The 18,464-nt window shown below is 41.9% G+C and carries 17 protein-coding genes, 1 tRNA gene and 2 pseudogenes; 6 read left to right on the top strand and 14 right to left on the bottom strand.

The window, feature by feature from the left end; translation table 11 throughout:
* The first annotated feature begins 45 nt into the window (after positions 1-45).
* From tmk to AB1401_11780, 6 genes are all read left to right on the top strand, one after another.
* Positions 46-696 carry a dTMP kinase gene (gene tmk / locus AB1401_11805; GenBank protein ID MEW6616128.1) on the top strand — a complete coding sequence of 217 codons (651 nt, stop codon included), beginning with the start codon at positions 46-48 and terminating at the stop codon, positions 694-696.
* Positions 686-1,660, top strand: coding sequence for a DNA polymerase III subunit delta' (holB, locus tag AB1401_11800; GenBank protein MEW6616127.1), 975 nt, complete (start codon positions 686-688; stop codon positions 1,658-1,660). Before tmk ends, holB begins: the two co-directional genes overlap by 11 nt.
* A gap of 210 nt (positions 1,661-1,870) precedes the next feature.
* Entirely contained in the window at positions 1,871-2,695 is an 825-nt protein-coding gene (gene ricT, locus AB1401_11795; GenBank protein ID MEW6616126.1) for a regulatory iron-sulfur-containing complex subunit RicT, read from the top strand.
* 57 nt (positions 2,696-2,752) lie between these two features.
* Positions 2,753-4,993, top strand: a complete 2,241-nt coding sequence (locus tag AB1401_11790) for an adenylate/guanylate cyclase domain-containing protein (GenBank protein MEW6616125.1) — start codon at positions 2,753-2,755, stop codon at positions 4,991-4,993.
* Positions 4,994-5,096: 103 nt separating this feature from the next.
* Positions 5,097-5,408, top strand: a complete 312-nt coding sequence (gene secG / locus AB1401_11785) for a preprotein translocase subunit SecG (protein MEW6616124.1) — start codon at positions 5,097-5,099, stop codon at positions 5,406-5,408.
* A gap of 25 nt (positions 5,409-5,433) precedes the next feature.
* Positions 5,434-5,520, top strand: a tRNA-Leu gene (locus AB1401_11780).
* A gap of 91 nt (positions 5,521-5,611) precedes the next feature.
* Here the strand turns inward: AB1401_11780 and AB1401_11775 are convergent.
* The 14 genes and pseudogenes from AB1401_11775 to AB1401_11710 form a co-directional block, all read right to left on the bottom strand.
* A pseudogene (locus AB1401_11775) lies at positions 5,612-5,749 on the bottom strand (hypothetical protein).
* 61 nt (positions 5,750-5,810) lie between these two features.
* Positions 5,811-5,945, bottom strand: coding sequence for a PIN domain-containing protein (locus AB1401_11770; GenBank protein MEW6616123.1), 135 nt, complete (start codon positions 5,943-5,945; stop codon positions 5,811-5,813).
* Positions 5,942-6,166, bottom strand: a pseudogene (locus tag AB1401_11765) (AbrB/MazE/SpoVT family DNA-binding domain-containing protein). The gene AB1401_11770 and the pseudogene AB1401_11765 overlap by 4 nt, the downstream one beginning before the upstream one ends.
* Positions 6,167-6,393: 227 nt before the next feature.
* Positions 6,394-6,738, bottom strand: a complete 345-nt coding sequence (locus tag AB1401_11760; protein ID MEW6616122.1) for a PBPRA1643 family SWIM/SEC-C metal-binding motif protein — start codon at positions 6,736-6,738, stop codon at positions 6,394-6,396.
* Entirely contained in the window at positions 6,735-7,937 is a 1,203-nt protein-coding gene (locus AB1401_11755) for an ABC transporter substrate-binding protein (GenBank protein ID MEW6616121.1), read from the bottom strand. Before AB1401_11755 ends, AB1401_11760 begins: the two co-directional genes overlap by 4 nt.
* Before the next feature lie 48 nt (positions 7,938-7,985).
* Positions 7,986-9,185, bottom strand: coding sequence for an ABC transporter substrate-binding protein (locus tag AB1401_11750; GenBank protein ID MEW6616120.1), 1,200 nt, complete (start codon positions 9,183-9,185; stop codon positions 7,986-7,988).
* Between the two features lie 271 nt (positions 9,186-9,456).
* Positions 9,457-9,849, bottom strand: a complete 393-nt coding sequence (locus tag AB1401_11745; GenBank protein MEW6616119.1) for a cobalamin-dependent protein — start codon at positions 9,847-9,849, stop codon at positions 9,457-9,459.
* 176 nt (positions 9,850-10,025) lie between these two features.
* A complete protein-coding gene (locus AB1401_11740) occupies positions 10,026-11,711 on the bottom strand; it encodes a methylmalonyl-CoA mutase family protein (protein MEW6616118.1) in 1,686 nt (561 codons plus the stop codon).
* Between the two features lie 236 nt (positions 11,712-11,947).
* Positions 11,948-13,150 carry an ABC transporter substrate-binding protein gene (locus tag AB1401_11735; protein ID MEW6616117.1) on the bottom strand — a complete coding sequence of 401 codons (1,203 nt, stop codon included), beginning with the start codon at positions 13,148-13,150 and terminating at the stop codon, positions 11,948-11,950.
* A gap of 356 nt (positions 13,151-13,506) precedes the next feature.
* Positions 13,507-14,730, bottom strand: coding sequence for an ABC transporter substrate-binding protein (locus AB1401_11730; protein MEW6616116.1), 1,224 nt, complete (start codon positions 14,728-14,730; stop codon positions 13,507-13,509).
* A 103-nt stretch (positions 14,731-14,833) separates the two neighbouring features.
* A complete protein-coding gene (locus AB1401_11725; protein MEW6616115.1) occupies positions 14,834-16,222 on the bottom strand; it encodes a 2-hydroxyacyl-CoA dehydratase family protein in 1,389 nt (462 codons plus the stop codon).
* A gap of 180 nt (positions 16,223-16,402) precedes the next feature.
* Positions 16,403-17,110 carry an ABC transporter substrate-binding protein gene (locus AB1401_11720; protein ID MEW6616114.1) on the bottom strand — a complete coding sequence of 236 codons (708 nt, stop codon included), beginning with the start codon at positions 17,108-17,110 and terminating at the stop codon, positions 16,403-16,405.
* A gap of 45 nt (positions 17,111-17,155) precedes the next feature.
* The gene (locus AB1401_11715) at positions 17,156-17,887 is read right to left on the bottom strand and encodes a TetR/AcrR family transcriptional regulator (GenBank protein MEW6616113.1); all 732 of its coding nucleotides are present in this window, start codon (positions 17,885-17,887) and stop codon (positions 17,156-17,158) included.
* A 274-nt stretch (positions 17,888-18,161) separates the two neighbouring features.
* A complete protein-coding gene (locus tag AB1401_11710) occupies positions 18,162-18,464 on the bottom strand; it encodes a Smr/MutS family protein (protein MEW6616112.1) in 303 nt (100 codons plus the stop codon).

The following is an 18,464-nucleotide window of genomic DNA, read 5'->3' as shown; positions in this document are numbered from 1 at the left end:
GAATTTCTGTTTGAACAACAGCCTGTCAAGAAATGGGTTTAGGATATGTTTATTACATTTGAGGGGATAGAGGGGTGTGGCAAGACCACCCAGATTAGCCTGCTGGGGAATTTCCTTGATACAAAAGGGCTTCCTTATATAATTACAAGGGAACCTGGTGGTACTGAGATAGGGGAAGAAATAAGAAAAATACTATTGTCCTCTCAGAATAAAGACATGAGTCTTACCACTGAGTTATTTCTATATTTAGCCAGCAGGGCTCAGCATATTAAAGAGGTAATTAAGCCGGCTCTGGTGAACAAAAAAATCGTACTCTGTGATCGCTTTAGTTATGCCACCATTGCCTATCAGGTGTATGCCAGAGGATTTGACCTTAAGCTGGTCAAGAAATTGAATCAACTTGCCACTTCCGGTTTAACTTCTGATATTACCATACTTTTTGACTGTCCGGTAGATATTGGAATAACGAGAGCAATTGGGAGGATACGTTCAGAAGCAAATCAGGCAAGAGAGGATAGATTTGAAAGAGAGGATAGAAGCTTCCACGAAAAAGTCAGAGAAGGATATTTGAAGGTTGCTAGAAGAAATGAAAGTATTATAGTTATTGATGGAACCAAAGATATAGAAATAATCCACGAGGAGATATGTAAGACCGTGTTTCCCAAAATTATGAAAAGAGAGATGGATGTCGTTTAAAGACGTACTTGGACAGGATAGACAGATTGAGATAATAAAGAAGGCAATAAAAAATAATCGGGTACCACATGCCTATCTTTTTCTTGGGGAAGAAGGTGTAGGGAAAAGACGTGTTGCATTAACGCTGGCCAAGGCATTAAACTGCTCTGCTGAACTTGCTGATTCCTGTGATGAATGTATATCATGCAGAAAGATCATAAACGGGAATCACCCTGATGTTACTGTTGTTGAGCCAGAGGGAATCTCAATAAAGATCGACCAGATTAGAGAAATGCAGAGATTTCTCAAATATAAGCCTTATGAGGGTAAAAAAAGGGTATGCATCATACCAAACGCTGAAAAGATGAATCCAGCAGCAGCAAATTCCATTCTTAAGACTCTGGAGGAGCCATCCCCTGACATAATACTTATATTGATAACTGCCAGTTCTCATCTGTTGTTACCGACTGTTAGTTCCAGGTGTCAAAAGCTTAAATTTCAGCCATTGACCAATGATTTAATCTCCAAAATAATCAAAGAGAAACTGGGAAAAGATGAAGATGCCTCTTTGAAGATAGCATCGTTGGCAAGCGGAAGCCTGAATAGGGCATATGAATTGTCTAAAGGGACTACTCTGGAGTATAGAAATAGACTTATTGAAAAGATTAGTGCCCTTTCCCCCAATAACATCAATGAAACCTTCGAGTTTGCAGAAGAAATGTCAAAGGAAAAAGAAGAGCTTATTATTGCCCTTCAATTTCTAAAAGCTTGGTTTAGAGATATTTTAATCTTTAAAGAGGACTGTCCATCGGATCGATTGATAAATGCTGATTTTTTAGAAGAGATAAAAAGACTTTCGGGAAGGCTTACTACAACAGATTTATTGAGGAAATTAAGGATAATAAATGATGCCGAATCGGCATTACTGCGAAATTCCAATAAGCGGCTGACACTGGAAGTGATGTTAGGAGAGATCTGTCAATAAGGGGTCAAGGCAACCGCGAAAGGCATATTTTCATTGAGCAAGAGTGATGGACTTTTAAAAAGTCATAAAACCGTCACTCCCATGAAAACGGGAGTCCAGAACTAATTGATTTTACTGGATTCCCGCTTCCGCGGGAATGACAAGAAAGGTGTCTTTAGCACTTTTTGCGAGATCATCAAAGTGATAGACAAGTGAGATGCGGGGGAATAGATGAAGGTTGCAGGGGTAAAATTTAGAGATAGCGGCAAAATTTATGATTTCAATGCAGGGGATCTGAATCTTTATGTCAATGATCGAGTAGTTGTGGGAACAGAGAAGGGCGTTGGAATAGGAACTGTTGTCAAAATGACGAATTTAGAAGATATCACCTTATTAGATAAGTCGCTTAAAAAGATACTCAGAAAAGCTGACGAAAACGATTTAAACGCTGAAATAGTGAATCAGGAAAAGGAGAAAGAAATACATAAAATATGTTTAAATGAGATACAGAACTGTAACCTGCCGATGAAGCTGGTAGAAGTGGAATGTTTATTTGATGGTTCTAAGATTATCTTTTACTTTACTTCCGAAAGCAGGGTGGATTTCCGAGAATTAGTAAAGAGGCTTGCCCAGAGACTCCATACAAAAATTGAGATGCGTCAGATAGGGGTGAGAAATGAGACAAAGATGGTAGGAGGCATAGGGAATTGCGGAAGGGAATTCTGTTGTTCAACCTTTTTAAAAGGCTTTGAACCAGTATCCATTAAAATTGCAAAAGACCAAAATCTGGCTTTAAATCCTGCAAAAATCTCTGGTGTTTGTGGAAGGTTAATGTGTTGTTTGGCTTTTGAACACGAAACCTATGTTGATTTTAAAAAAGATATGCCAAAAATCGGTCAGACGTTATTAACTCTTCAGGGAAGAGGAAGGGTTGTAGAGCAAAATATAATCGGACAGAAGGTTATTGTCGAACTGGAAGACGGGAAAGAAGTGAAGGTTTCTATCAGTGGAATCAAAGAAGAGGGAACCCTAAGAAAACACAAGAAAAAACGTTAAATGGAAATGTAGATGAATATAAAAAATCTCTTTGAAGACTGTTGAGGGGGATCTGATTTGAGAAAACCTTTGAAATTAAATTGCTTTAAGATCAGCTTAGTTATTACTCTGCTGGTAATTACTATTTATCTGATAGGAGTTCCTTTCTTGGATTTAATGGAACTCAAAGCCCTGGATTTACGGTTTGTTTCTCGTGGTTCAGTGAAGCCAGGAAATGAGGTCGTAATTGCAGCTATAGATGAAAAAAGTGTTGATGAGCTGGGAAGATGGCCCTGGTCTCGGAAAAAGATCGCAGGACTTATTGATACCTTGACCAGATATGGGGTCAGGAGTATAGGTTTTGATATAGTATTTGCTGAACCTGATGAGAATTCTGATTTAGAGAGGACAGCTTCTTTTAAGAAAAAGGTTGAAGAATTGAGGATAACCAGTCGGGAATTAACAGAATATATATCCATGGCTGAGAGAGAGGCTGACAATGATGAGATACTTGCAAAGACTATAAAGAGATCGGATAGAATAATCCTGGGGTACTTTTTCCATACATCAAAAAAAGGGCTTGAGCACCTGAAAGAAGAAGAAATCAGTTTAGAATTAAAGAACATATTACCATCGAAGTATCCTTCTGTCAGGTATCAATCCAAGGAAGCTAAAAAGGTCTTTTTGACAGAGGCATATGCAGTAGAGAGCAACCTTAATAAGATCTCAACTACTGCCAGAGGAAGTGGTTATTTCAACATTTTTCCAGACAGGGATGGAACTGTCCGTTGGTGTCCTTTAGTGGTCCAATACAAAGACCAATTCTTTCCGCCGTTATCATTGAGGGTTCTACACCATTATCTCGGTTCTCCACTCTTATCACTTAAGATTGCAGATTATGGTATAGATGGGATCCGGCTTGGGGGGATTATGATCCCGACTGATGAAAAGGGGAGAATGCTTATTAACTATGCCGGTCAGCAAAAGACTTTTCCCCACTATTCTATTGCAGATATTCTGGGTAATCGTATCCCCGCTGCTAACTTAAAGGACAAGATTGTACTTGTAGGAGCAACTGCTACAGGAATCTATGATATGAGAGTTACCCCATTTAGCAGTGTATATCCCGGGATAGAGATCCACGCCAACGTTATCGACAATATACTTCGTCAGCATTTCCTGATTCGTCCGGACTGGACTGCTGTTTTGGATATTTTAGTTATTTTGGGGTTGGGACTGGTTCTGGGTTTTGTATTGCCTAAATTGAAAGCTGTCTGGGGCGCTCTTGCTACTGTCCTTTTCTTTTTTGGTTTCTTTACGTTGAATAGATATCTATTCGTGTACCAAGGGGTATGGATAAATATTGTATACCCTTTCTTGACTCTTCTCCTGGTTTATATTGGGGTAACTATATTCCGTTATATGACAGAGGAGAGAGAAAAGAAGAAGATAAAAGGGGCGTTTCACTACTATCTCACTGCTTCTGTGATTAATGAGATGCTAAAGAATCCAGAAAAGCTAAAACTTGGGGGAGAAAAAAAGGATCTTACAGTTTTATTCTCTGATATAAGGGGTTTTACCACAATCTCAGAAGGGCTATCTCCAGAGATGCTCGTTAAACTGCTAAATGAATATCTGACTGTCATGACAGACATAGTCTTTAAATACGATGGTCTCCTGGATAAATACATGGGAGATGCCATTATGGCGGTTTATGGGGCTCCGCTGGATCAAGAAGACCATGCCGAAAGGGCATGCTATACTGCCCTGGATATGATGGATGAGCTTAAAGTTCTCCAAGAAAGATGGGAAGCCGAGGGAACACCTAGATTCAATATAGGTATAGGCATAAACTCCGGGCCAATGGTGGTTGGAAACATGGGCTCACAGAGAAGGTTTGACTACACAGTAATGGGAGATAGCGTCAATCTGAGTTCCCGATTAGAGGGTGCTAACAAGCAATATAATACAAATATAATAATTGGTGAAGTAACCTATGAAAAAGTCAAGGATAAGTTTCTCTGTAGAGAATTAGATTCTGTGAGGGTTAAGGGAAAGGATCTGCCAGTTAAGATATATGAATTGGTTGGAAGAAACGAGGTGCCTGATGAGGTTAAAGACATACTTTGTCTATTTCACCAGGGTCTTGAAGAATACAAGGGAAGGAAATGGCAAGAAGCCAGTGAGACCTTTAATAAGGTTTTGGACCTGAAGCCAGATGATTACCCATCAAAACTCTACTTGAAGAGAAGCAAAAATCTGATGGAAGCTCCACCACCTGAAGATTGGGATGGGGTATTTACAATGGAGACTAAATAACTTATTAATTATCCCTTTACTTTTTATTGAAATAATGGTAATAAGATTTTCACCATATACAATCACAATTAATAATTGAAGAAAAAACGGGGGCTAATTTTTAATGCTTACCTTGATTATAACTATACATATAATCGTGTGCATTGCGCTGATTATGATTGTACTCTTGCAAACCGGAAAGGGCGCTGAGATGGGAGCCGCTTTTGGAGGTTCCAGCTCAACTATTTTTGGTAGTAGCGGACCTGGCAGCTTTCTTGAAAAATTAACCGCCGCCGCCGCCATTGTCTTTATGCTAACTTCTCTTACTCTGGCGTATTTTTCTTCTCAACGACCGGCTTCGTCGATTATGCAAGAGGGGTCTACACCGGCTAAACAAAATATTCCAAAATCCCCTGATTCTCCAAAAAACAAATAACAGGAACAACAATCCTGAAATTTGTGCCGAAGTGGTGGAATTTGGTAGACACGCCATCTTGAGGGGGTGGTGGGCAATCCCCGTGCGGGTTCGAGTCCCGCCTTCGGCACCATTCATATAGTTTATCCTTAAATTTAAGCATTTCGCTTAAATCCTTGACCCCTTGAATCCTTTTCATCGACCAATTCTTTGGGAGATGAACCTTAACTATCAGCAATTTCATTTTTCCCCAGATTGCCGACCCGGACACCGACAAGCCTTACCTTCTTGCTGGCCAGGTCAACCCTTTTGAGACAGGAAAAGGCCAGATGTTTTATCTCATCTTCCCTACTGAGAGGGTCGTTTGATGAGGAATGGGACGGGGGTCTTGGGAAATCACTTTTGCTGCCAAAAACTTACTTTTCAAGACCTGATCCCTAGACCCTGCGAAAGTACAATTTGTAGTCTTGAGTTTTGCCATGCCTTGAGGATTTGAGAAGGAGGGCCACTAAAAAATATCCCTGATATGAAAACATTCGTATCAAGGATGATTTTCATTTTTTCTTCCCTCGAGCTTTTAATATCGCATCCTTAATATCAGACTTTTTTAATCTGGCTTGTTTCCCTTTTTTTCTGGCGTCAGTAATTAGAACATCAAATTCATCAATGGATGGAGGCGCTATGTTTTTAAGAATAACAACATCCTTATCACCGACAACGACAAACTGAGCCCCAGCCTTTAAATTGAGTTGTTTCCGTATGTTTTCAGGAATAACAACTTGTCCTTTCTCGTTGCTCCTGTAATTCTAGGAATTAAAGAAAGACGCCTTCATAATCACCCCTTTGTGATTCGGGTTGGTAGAATTATCATCATTATACATTATAGCAAAAGAGTCACCTAATTACTGAGGATATATAACGTCCCGACTATACTATACTATTCTCCACTCGTCAGAATAAAACAGGTGGTTATGTGCAGAGTTATCTTTTGGAATGGACAATAGCCCTATTTGCCACAGCATTTTTTATACTTTTTCCCGCTTCCACATGGGCAGGGCTCATTGCGTCCAACTTTCTTTTCGGCTATCTTTGGTTTTGGTGGATTCAATAATATTTCTAAATCGGTAATATCCTCTGGTTTATCTGGTTCCAATCCAATTGTATATTTCCAACTGTTTTTTTCAAATATTGATGCTACTTCTTCCAATCTTTCTTCTGTTTGTACATGAACAACAGCGGGCTTCTTTCCCGTGCCTAATTTTGCCTTCTTTTCACCACTGAAAATTTTTGCCATCTCTTCACCATCAAAGATATTATAGGATTTGTCTAATCCTGCCTCTTTGCCTGTCATTTTTCTGAAGGCGGCAGTCTCCAATCAGTAATTGGTATAAATTTGCCACTCGCAGGATTGGTCTTGAAAACCTTATTGTAGTTCAACACATAATGCATAGTGGGTGTATATGTTATGGGCCCGCAGAGCCCTTGTGTATCGAAATCCTTCAGGGTTTCCAATGCACCCACAAGGCTTTCAGCATTTAAGTCCTTCCCTGCTCTCTTGATCCCTTCACAGAGAACAAGAGATCTAACCCACCCTACAGTGTAACTCCTGACTCCATAAAGTTTTAAAGCGTCTGGGAAATATTTCAGGCTTATCTCCGCCATATTCTTTGCCCCGGGGTTCTCTTCGTACCAGGAGCTGTAATGACTGGCACCTATGAAATTCTTTGCTTTTTCGCCAGCTATCTTAATAAGGTCTTCCGTGGTTGAAGCACTGATCCCAAAGACAGGTATGTTGAGACCAAACCTTTTTAATTCACTAAGGAGCAAGGCGACCGGTGGTGCAACGTGAAATATCAGGACATGGGTTACTCCCGCTTTCTTCATTGAAAGAACCTGAGAGGTAACATCAATAGCGCTTAAGGGAATTATCTCTGTATGAAGCTTTACGTTGAAAAACTTTGCCCATTTCTCGGCTCCTCTATGGGAAACTTTTCCCGATTCAATATCCGGATAGCAGCTGGCAATCTTCGGGCTTACGGGCTTCAACTCATTAAAAATATAATCAAAAACTACTCCCCATTCCATATCATACAGGCTGGTGGTCGGGAATATATATCTCTTATACGGTTCCATAACGGATCTGTCTGCGGCATATACTAATGAAGGCACCTTGTCCTTTTCAATATGCCGAAACAGTACCCTGGTCTCACCAGTGGAGACAGGGCCTAAAATTGCCAGCACTTGATCTTTAGATATCAGCTTCTTAAATGCCGCTACTGATGTGGGAATTGAATAACGGGAATCCTCTGCGATTAATTGTAACTTCCGTCCGTGTATGCCCCCTTGATCGTTTATGTATCTAAAATAGTTTTTGCTGGCTTCGACAACTGGAACAATGAAATTCGAGGTAGGCCCTGTGTGATCGCCTATTGACCCTATTTTTATCAAGGTATCCGTTACTCCCCTGACTTCCGCTGCCTTACCGTGTGAAGCGGTAATGAAAAAAATACTGCCTAACAATGCAATTGCCACAAATACCGTTCTTTTCATTTTTCACCTCTTTTCTTTATTACTTTAGCTACTGCAATACGCTTAATACTACTCTGACTTTCTCCATCCCGTAATAGCGACATATTTTTTTCCAACGGGGTCTGCTTTGTAAACCTTCCATGAATCCCCGCCTTTGTGGCTTACCGAACTGAAAGTGATAGGATTGCAGAGCCCACCAGTATCATAATTCTTTATGGTCTCTAGAGCATCTACGAAGACTTCTACATCCAGATCTCTACCAGCTTTCTTAAGCCCCTCTGTCATAATAGTCGAAACTACCCATCCATGCGTGTATAAGGGACCACGATAAGGCTTTTCTGTTCCTGGATTATATTTCAGAGTAATTTCTCTCATCTTTGCTACCCCAGGACCTTCACCGTACCAGGGAGAATTCGCATGAATTGAATATGCCTGATTTGCAGCTTCACCAATGTAATTCAGATCCTCCGTAGTCATTGATGCCCAACTATTAAAGACCGGTATATTTAGACCAAACTTCCTTAATTCTCGTAATAAGGTCACAGCCGTAGAGGTGATACTCCCGACACTAAGTACACAGTTGACCTTATACCTCTTTAAGTTCATAACCTGGGAACTGGCATCTATTGCACCAGCCATCAGGACCTCCTTGGTTACAGGTTCTAAATTGTACTTTTTTAATCTCGGTAGCGCAGCCCTCATATCAATTTTACCTACCTCTGTATCAGGATAAATCAAGCCGATTCTTGGTTCCTTTAGTCCATAGTCTTTTATAATATAGTCGACAAGGACTCTTATCTGCCCCTCATAGGTATCACTGGTAATAAAGATGTACCTTTTAAAAGGCTCAACAGCGATTTCAGGCATTGGTAGAGCTATAGTTGGTAATTTCTCTTTTTGCATCTTGCTCCAGAGTACATTAAAAAACCCCCCAGACCCAGGACCTATATAAGCAAATATATTATCCTTATAAACCAGCTTCTTAAATGCAGCAATAGTGGCGGCAATTGAATAACGGTCATCTTCTACAATCAGATCTAATTTTCTTCCATGAATACCGCCTCCTTCATTAATAAACCTGACATAGCTCCTTATCCCCTGAGTGAATGGAACAGTTGCAGATGCAGCAGGCCCTGTTTGATCAAGAACAGCACCAATTTTGATTGATTTGTCTGTTACACCTCTGACCTCTTTTGCTTGACTCAACCTTGTGCCTGCAAAAAAAAGAAGGATCAGTACTAATATTGAAATAATAGATAACCTTTGCATGATTCCCCCCTTTCACGGTGGTGAATTAAAAATTGACCTAACGTTACTTCGCATTGACGGGTATTCTTAAAAGGCTCCTGTTGGATAGCCGAGGGACTGACAATAGATTGAATGTCTTGTGGCCGTTCCACAGGGAATTATTCGGAAAAGGGGCTAATGGCGGCGCTGTTGATTTAGTTGGGTAAAATGATACCTCTCCATGTACCTTCCAAAATGCCCCTGTTTCAGTGGTTATGGGGAGAAGTAGGACCTACGCTTTGGAAAAGGCGGTTTAGGTACGCTGTGTAGATAAGACGAACTCAATAATCCTCTCGAGCGAACTCCCCGGTCCGAAGACCTCTGAAATTCCGGCATCCTTGAGCTTAGGAACATCTCCTGGTGGAATGGTCCCTCCCAGAATGACTGGAATATTGTACTCTCCCTTTTGCCTCAGTATTTCAACAACCCTGGGGGCAAGGATAGAGTGATTTCCTGAAAGGGTGCTTAATCCAATTATATCTGCATCTTCTTGTAAAGCTGTCTCGACAATCGCATCGGGCATTTTGTTTCCAACGTAGATTACCTCCATGCCTGCGTCCCTCAATGCCTGGGCAACAATTATGCTACCCCGCCAGTGTGCATCAAGTCCGAGGCGCGCCATAACAACGCGAATTTTCTTATCCATCTTCCTGCCTTTCCAAATCTTACTGTCTCTTGGTTTCAACTACGCCTTGTAACTGGCGTATAATCAATCTGTCGGTAAATCTGAGGTCTTATTTTGGACTCCCTCACTGTATCCTTCAATGGTGAGATTGTGTTCATGTCACTGTTCATAGTGGTGAACCTGAAAAAATCTGAAACTCAGAAAAGGGGAGGGTACCATGTTCCGAAGTGCGACTTTAAAACAGCCGAAATTTCCCCTTCAGTAACTCGCTCCTTGACACAATCTACAATAACCTCCATAAGATTTTCACCTGCCTCACAAGCCTTTGCGAGAGTGTCCAGTGCGGCTTTAACTTTCTGAGCACTTCGTTCCTTCTTTATCCTTTCAAGCTTTCTCCTCTGAACTTCAACCGTCTCCGGCACCTCAAAAAGCTCGATTGGTAAAACCTCATCCTCAATACGGTAACAGTTCAATCCTACTACTTTCATTTTTCCAGTCTCAATGTCCTTCTGGTATTCATAAGCAGATCGGGCGATTGCACCATGAATCCACCCTGACGAGACGGCCTTTACGATTCCTCCCATAGAATCGATTTCATCTACCAGGGAAAGTATTCTTTTCTCAATCTCCTCTGTGAGGGATTCTACGAAGTAGGACCCTCCGAGGGGGTCCACCGTATGGGTAGTTCGAGTTTCATGCTGCAGGATGTGCTGGGTCCTAAGTGCCGTTAAGGACGAAAGTTCGGTAGGTGTACACAGGGCTTCATCATAAGCGTCTACATGAACGGACTGTGCCCCACCAAGAACGGCGGAAAGAGCCTGGTATGCAGATCTCGAGATATTGTTCAGGGGCTGCTGCGCTGTAAGGCTGACACCAGCCGTCTGCACGTGAAAACGAAGGGCACAGGAACGAGGGTTTTCGGCACCAAAACGGTCTTTCATGATCTTGTTCCATATCCTTCTCGCGGCCCTGTATTTGGCAATCTCCTCAAAAAAATCACTGTGAGAGGAGAAGAAGAAGCTAAGCCTTGGTGCAAAACTGTCAACCTGCAATCCCCTCTTGATCAGTTCCTCGATGCAACCAATCGCATTCTGGAACACGAAAGCGATCTCCTCTGCAGCCGTACACCCTGCCTCCCGGTAATTATAACCCGCAAAACTCACCGGGTTCCACCGGCGGGCATGGTGTGCACAGTACTCAATAGCATCACAGCAGAGCTTGAAAGAGGCATCGGGGGGCAAAACCCCAGGTGCAATGGTTATTGCTGTCTCCATCATAAAGTCATTCTGGCTGGTTCCTGTGAGACGATCGAGAGGAATCCCCATTGATTGTGCATAGGCAAAATACATAGATTGAACGGAGATGTTGCAGATTGGCTGGCAAGTCACCAGAGAAACACTGACCTGATCGATCGGGATTCCGTTGAAGAGTATTACCATGTCCTCAACTGTGTCAATGGCGACACCACCTCTTCCCGTATCCGCCTCGGCCATAGGATCGGTGGAGTCATAACCCCTGAGGGTAGGATAATCGAACGTTCCGTTCAGCCCCGTTGCTCCCTGATCGAGTAAAAATCTGTACCGTTTGTTGGTCTCTTCAGGGGGGCCAAAGCCCGCTAATTGCCTCATGGTCCAAAGTCTTCCCCTGTACATATCCGGATAAACCCCTCGCACAAAGGGTGGCTGTCCGGGAAAGCCAATGTCCTGAAGGTAATCCATTTTGGCGATGTGGTTAGGGGTATAGATGGGCTCGACAAGAACTCCAGAAAGGGATTCAAATTGACCATCCTCATCCTTTTTGGGGAGCCCGTTCTTCCACGTTTCTGTCTCCCTTTCGATCTGTTGCAACGATTGCTCGTTGAAAACACGATGACGTTCTTCCATATCTTGACCTCCATATAAGCAAAGATTGAACTACTGCCCCCGGTCAAAACCTATAGAATTTTCTTCTGCTAAGTTTTGTATCGAGATTTCAGAGCCGAAGCTAAATAATACCTCTCTGTAGTTTGTTACAGGGTAGTTTATTATTTTTGCCAGTTTAACGGTCCGTCTGGCCAGTACCCCTGCTCCATTTAATCCTGTTCATTTTTCAATATTCCAAGTTTGTCTTTAGGATCAAATTAAGGAAGCGGTTTCCTCCAGCCTCCTACAGGTACCATAATCTTTTCCTTAAGATCTGCCTTGAATATTATGGCAGAATCACTTGCCTTATGATTTGTAGGAGTAATGGTTAAAGGGGCACCTATCCCCCCTACCTCCAGGTTTTTTGTAGATTCGAGGGCTTCAATAAACTTCTCTCTGCTTAAGTCCCTTCCAGCCCTTCTTAACGCATCTTCAGTGAGTATGGAGTTTACTATACCTTCTGCAAAACCTATGTCAGTAGCCTTCCAGCCTGGATAATATTTAAGTGATATCTTTTTTGCCTTTATCATTCCTGGTACATCATTATCCCAGGAGACAAAAGCATGAACCCCCAAAAACCCTTCTGCAATTTTACCAAGGGCTTTCGGAATAGTCTCTGAGCAATTATAATAATAGCCTATGTGCACCGGTTTATAACCATATACATTTGAAAACTTCATAAAAGCGATAGACATGACCGGTGTCCCTATCATAATGGCATATTCTGCCCCTTTCTTTTTTACATTCAGGGCTTGAGACGAAGCATCCACAGCCCCAATGGGAATAACCTCTATAGCTACCGGTTCTAAACCATGGTGTTTAAGCCGTTTGGTTAGCCCATCTAAGACCTCTTTTCCATAGCTAACATCAGGGTATCCAATAGCTACCTTAGGGCTTTTCGCCCTCAGGTCTTTTACTATGTAATCTATTAAAACAGCAGTGATGTCATCATGGGAAGGACCTCCAGTAAATATATATTTCTTTAAAGGCTCTGTCATTACGCGAGACTTGCTTATAACAATACAGGGTATCTTATTCTTAGCTATTTGTTCAGACAGAGCAAGGGTTTGCCCTGTTCCTCCAACACTGAGACACACAAATACCTTATCTTTAAAGACCAATTTTTTAAATGCTGCGATTGCTCCAGGTATTGAGTAACGATCATCTTCTTTTAAAAATTCAATCTTTCTTCCATTAACCCCACCCCGTTCGTTGAAATCTCTAAAATAGGCCTCAATAGCTTTGCTAATTTGCAAAGTGGTTTCAGCCGCTGGACCTGTATAATCTAAAATATGCCCGAGCGCTATCGTATCATCGGTCACACCCGTCGTATCACCGGCTTGTATAACACGGGTTGTGGAAAATACCCATAACAAAACTAAGAACAGGATTATTAAGGGAAATACACTCTTTTTATTCATTTTCTCCCCTCCTTATAAATTCGTTTTATTATGCCACATAACACACTATAGTGAATGACATAAATAAGTTAACATCCAGCATTTGTCATTGCGAACCAACTGAAGCAATATCTTGGGATTGCCACGTTCCTTTGACTTCGCTCAGGGCTTTGGCTCACTCGCTCCTCGCAATGACTACTTTTCGAGGTTGTTCACTATAGACTCCTGTCTGGTGATGGAGTGGCTGCCCTAGGGGTTCAAGCGAAGCTTGGAAAGGAAGAAGCCGCCGACTCCTGTCGACGGAGGTTTATCGTAAAGGTTATAATATAGGGGGGGTGTGATGTCAAGTTTATAATAATGTTAATATATCGCCACTATCACTCTGACGGTTTCATCCAGTCGGTAATGGGTATAAGTATAGCGTTGTCAGTGTCGGCTTTGTAAAACCTGCAATACTCATTTCCCTTGTGTTTATCGGGGCCATAGGTAATCGGTCCGCACAAACCTTTAGTATCGAAGTTTTTTATGCTTTCTATGCCCTCCACCAGCGCTTCAGGTGTCAAGTTCTGCCCTGCCCTTCTCATCCCTTCGCTCAAAATCAAGGCGTCCACCCATCCCTGGACATAATATTTGGGACGATATGGTTTTTCCGTTCCGGGTTCGTATTTCAGGGTGATCTTTCTCAATTCAGCCATCGCCGGTGCATCTTCATACCAGGAGTTATAGGAATGGACTCCAATGAAGCCCTCTGCCGCCTTGCGAGAGACCCTCAGAAGATCCTCACTGGTCGTATAGTAAGTTCCGATCCATTGGGTTTTAAATCCTAGTTTAAAGGCATCCCTTAGGACTGCTGCCCCCGCGGCTGGCTCTAGATGGAGAATAACATAATCAGCTTGTGCCCGCTTCAGACCGAGCACTTGAGTACTCGCCTCCAATGCTCCTAAAGCGACTAACTCCTTATCCACTATCTTTAAGCCAAAAGACTTGGCCTCCTTCTCTGCAGCAGCGAAACCGATTTTACCATAGTCCAAATCCAGACAGGCCATGGCTATTCGAGGATTTTTTACTTTTAAAACATTCATTAGATAATTAAATATGATCTTAATCTCGTCCTCATAACTGGCAACAGGTGTAAAGAGGTATCGCTTAGTCGGGTTAACCTGAATCTCTGCCAGACTCACAGTGAAACATGGCACCCTTTCTTTCTCTATCTTTGACCATAGGGCTTTGGTCATGGAAGTACCCCCTGTCCCGAGGATAGCAAGCACTCCGTCCTTTGATACCAGTTTCTTAAATGCGGCCACAGCTATAGGTACTGAATAATGATCATCTTCTATTATGAGCTTTATCTTTCTCCCATTTATTCCTCCCTGTTCATTAACGTGCGTGAGATACATCTTAGCCCCTTTCGTTATCGGGACAGTCAGAAACGTTGAAGGACCTGTCTGATCGAGTATCAAACCAATCTTTATAGTGTCTTTGGTAACACCCCTCATCTCCGCAGAGTCTGCGTAGTTGCTTCCCAAAAGGAACATCAAGGCTATTACCGAAAGACATATGGCCGCAAAAGTACACCCCCTAACCAAAAGTTCTTTTTTCATAGTTATATCCTCCTGTTATAATACGTTTATTTGACAGTTAACGTATTCCAGTCCACCCTGAAAAATGAAAAATTTCTTTTGGAGCGAACATGAGCAGGATGAACTAAGTACCTTTCCTCATCTTCAACAGTTCTGCAAATGTTTCAACCCTTGTTCTTAACTGACCGGCACTGTAATTTCGAGTATCATAGGCATCTCCCTCCAGGACCAACACGGGTATACCTAACCTTTCCTTTATCGTCTTTTTTCCCATCAATGGATGAATGGCATATGGACGACATGAATACGGATAACAGAGAATAGCCCCATCCACATTCCATGCTTTACAGTAATCTGCAAAATAGTCTATTGCTCCCTGTGCAGAATACATCAGCCCTCGTCTAAACCACCCTTCCATTACCTTCTGGCCAAAGTCGGTTGCTTTTCCTCTTGTTGTACGCTCCTCCGGGGTTATCCAATCGATAAAACATAGAGAGATAGCCAGTCCAAGACTTTCTACCATCTTGAGTACAGATGCATCAACAGCCATCCGGAGCCCAAAGTATATCTTGGGAGCACCCTTTTCAACTACTCCCTCGCCCCTTTCTATCCGTTCTTTCGTTTCTCTAATCAATGTAATCAAGGCAGTATTCGCATCTTCTCTTTTCCTCATAGGGCTGCCAGTCAGCCAGAATGGAAGGTTAATAACAGCTTGACTGATTGCCTGAGGATCGCTTTTTCCCACCATCTCTGCCAGGGTGCTAAGGTTATAATAAAACTTTCCTTGGTCTCTGCGACCGGCCTTGCGCATCTCTTCTGTTATCGTATAACCTGTTACCTCCTCTAGTCTTTTAAAAACTTTCTCCAGCTGACCTCCGCTATATCGGGTCATCCTCTCGCTCAAGTGATCAGGCCATTCCCCCCACTGGGCGTCCAGGCAACCGTCCATATAAACGGTAGGGATACTATAGAGTTCAGCTAAAAGCTGGTCTGCTTCCGCAGCCTGATCACAATACCAACCAGATGAAATCATCAAGTCGGGTAATGGCAGTATCCCTTTTGCAATGGCTCCCACATGGGTCTGCCAGAGGGCACAGTGAGCAGATCCTACACCCAGTCCAGTCTGTTCACCTGCTTCCATAATCGGGCTGAGTTTGTCAAAGATCATGCCCATACCGACATTCAGTACTTCTCCATATGCACTGATAAAGACATCGCCCGATAGCTTCTCAATTGCCATCAACATGGCACCAGGAAAAGGCCAGTCAGTATAGATGACCTTCCTGTACTCCTCCCGACATAAAGGTAAGGATACAAGCTCCTCCATATATACTCTAAGAAACTTCCGTACACCCTCAAGCTCAATATCGAAACTCTCCCGAACACGTTTTTCTGCCCGGCTTATGTCCTCCTTCCCTATCCCGAGGATATCAAACGCCTTGTCTATCCTGGGCATTTCCTTCTTTAATTCTTCATCCTCATAACCACATAATTTCAAAAAATCTGTATACATAAATTTATTCCCCCTCTAGTAAAATTTGTACCCGTTCCTTATAGCTTATTGATTATCACTCTGTATTTAAATGCGACTATCTAACGAGACCTGGTTTTCTTCATCATTAAAGAGCTTTTCCTAAAAACCCTTCTTCCAGGAGAATAGAAATGATCAAAACCATGAGGAGCCAATATCAAGTTAATCGGTTTTTATCCACCCGGTTACAGGGGCAAACTTTCCGCTTGCAGGGTCAGCCTTAGAGATTTGCGCTGAATTCATTCCTTTATGATTGGTAGAACTAAAATTCATAGGACCAGATAGCCCTTTCATATCAAAATCTTTTAGTGTCTCAAGGGCTGTTACCAACCGCTCTCCATCTATATCCCTGCCGGCCCTTAAAAGTCCTTCCTGCAACACCATTCCAATTGTCCAACCGTATGTATGGAGTTTCCCTCTATACTGTTTTTCTGTGCCAGGCTCATACTTGAGTGTTATCTTCCTCATGAGAGCTACACCCTCACCCTCATCATACCACGAGGCCCAAGGGGATATTACATAGTATTTTTCAGCTCCTCCGGCAGCCATGTATATCACCTCTTCAGAGGCTGCGGCCACGTTAGCAAAAACAGGCACGTTCATACCAAACTTTTTCAATTCCCGGAGCAGTAAACCAGCAGGTTGAGGGATAAAACCACACAATATAATGTTGTTTACATTATGCCTTTTTACAGCATCGGTAAGAGGCACGGTGACATTTGCAGCAGGACCAGTTTGATCAGAAATCATTCCGATCTTTAGGGTGTCATCAGTTACACCTCTGACCTCTCCTGCATTGCCCGACCTTACATTTGCAGATAAATAACAGATTAGTAGCAATGTGAATAAAACAACCGATAATTTTTTCATGGTTCGCTCCTTTCATAGACATGAATTGACTATATCCTTCCTCAATCATTTACGAATAGCATCTAATTTTTCAGCTATTGATTCCGTCATTGAGGTAAGAATTTGAATTTTACTAATTATCTCTTCCTGTTTGTTGTCAGCTTTAGATAATTCTCGTGTTCCTGTGTCAAGCGGAATAGCTTCTTGTTCTTGATCCAAATATTTCTTTTTCGAGACAATGTAACCTTCTGTTAAAATATCTGCAAACTGTTGAGAAATTTTTTCGGGATCGCCCCCTTTGTCACGCCTATACCATTTATATAACCAATTACACATGCCGAGAATAGCATTTACAAATATCCTTGGGTCTGATACTGGCTTAAATACCCCTTCCCTTATACCGTTAGAGTATATATCCTCTACTATTTTGTTATACTGTCGTTTTTTCTCCGATATCGATTTTTGAAAATCAGAAGGAAGTGCCGATTCCTCTTCAAAAAAAATCTTCGACCACGTTTGGTTTCCCATTACGAACCTTCCATGGTATTTGATGATCTCGGTCATTTTTTCAGTTGTGGTCATATCAGATTGAGCTATTTTCGAAATATCATCTATTGTTTCCTCGAGCGCACCTTCATATAGCCTTACCAGAAGTTCTTCCTTGTTTTTGAAATAATAATAGATGATGCTTGTAGCTGCACCCATTTCTTTCGCCAGATCCTTCAGAGAGGTTGCATGGTATCCTTTTTCATAGAAAAGTTTCTTTGCTGCTTTTATAAGTTTATCTTTTGTAGACACAATATACTCCTTAAACAGATTAAATTTACTGTTCAATCAATAAATTTTTAATAATATTAAGATAAATATCCAAATTTGTCAACGATAAATCATATAATGCATAAAAATGCTTCATATTAAAGGCGAGTTATTTTAAATATACAGATTAATCTGTAAAATAATGGGCTATTTAAAGTCATTGAAAAAATAGTGGGAGAACCTCAATGGTTAAACGCTGGGGAGGTATTCGCTGATTTAGGTTAAAAGAATAGGGAGTAAAGGGATATTAAGCAGGTTATCTGGCTTTCTTTTTGCTCTTTAGAATGGCTATCGTGGCTCCCCAGCCGCCAGCCTCTGGAAGCGCCTGGGAAAAGGAATGGACATGGGGGTTATTATTCAAGAGCGAATGAACTATTTTTCTCTGGATGCCCCGCCCCTTGCCATGGATGATACGCACCTGAAAGATACCGTGACTAAGGCATTCCTTTAAGTATTCTTCCAATAATGATGGTATATCCCTGGGCGAGAATGTGTGAAGGTCTATAGTGTCTTCTATAGGAATTCTAACTGGTTCATCAAAAGGAATACTGTATTCCAA

It is taken from the genome of Thermodesulfobacteriota bacterium (assembly GCA_040757775.1).
In the GTDB taxonomy this organism is placed as follows: Bacteria; Desulfobacterota; UBA8473; order UBA8473; family UBA8473; genus UBA8473.
The sequence above is the reverse complement of the archived record's forward strand: the minus strand, read 5'-3'. Positions and strand labels throughout refer to the sequence as shown.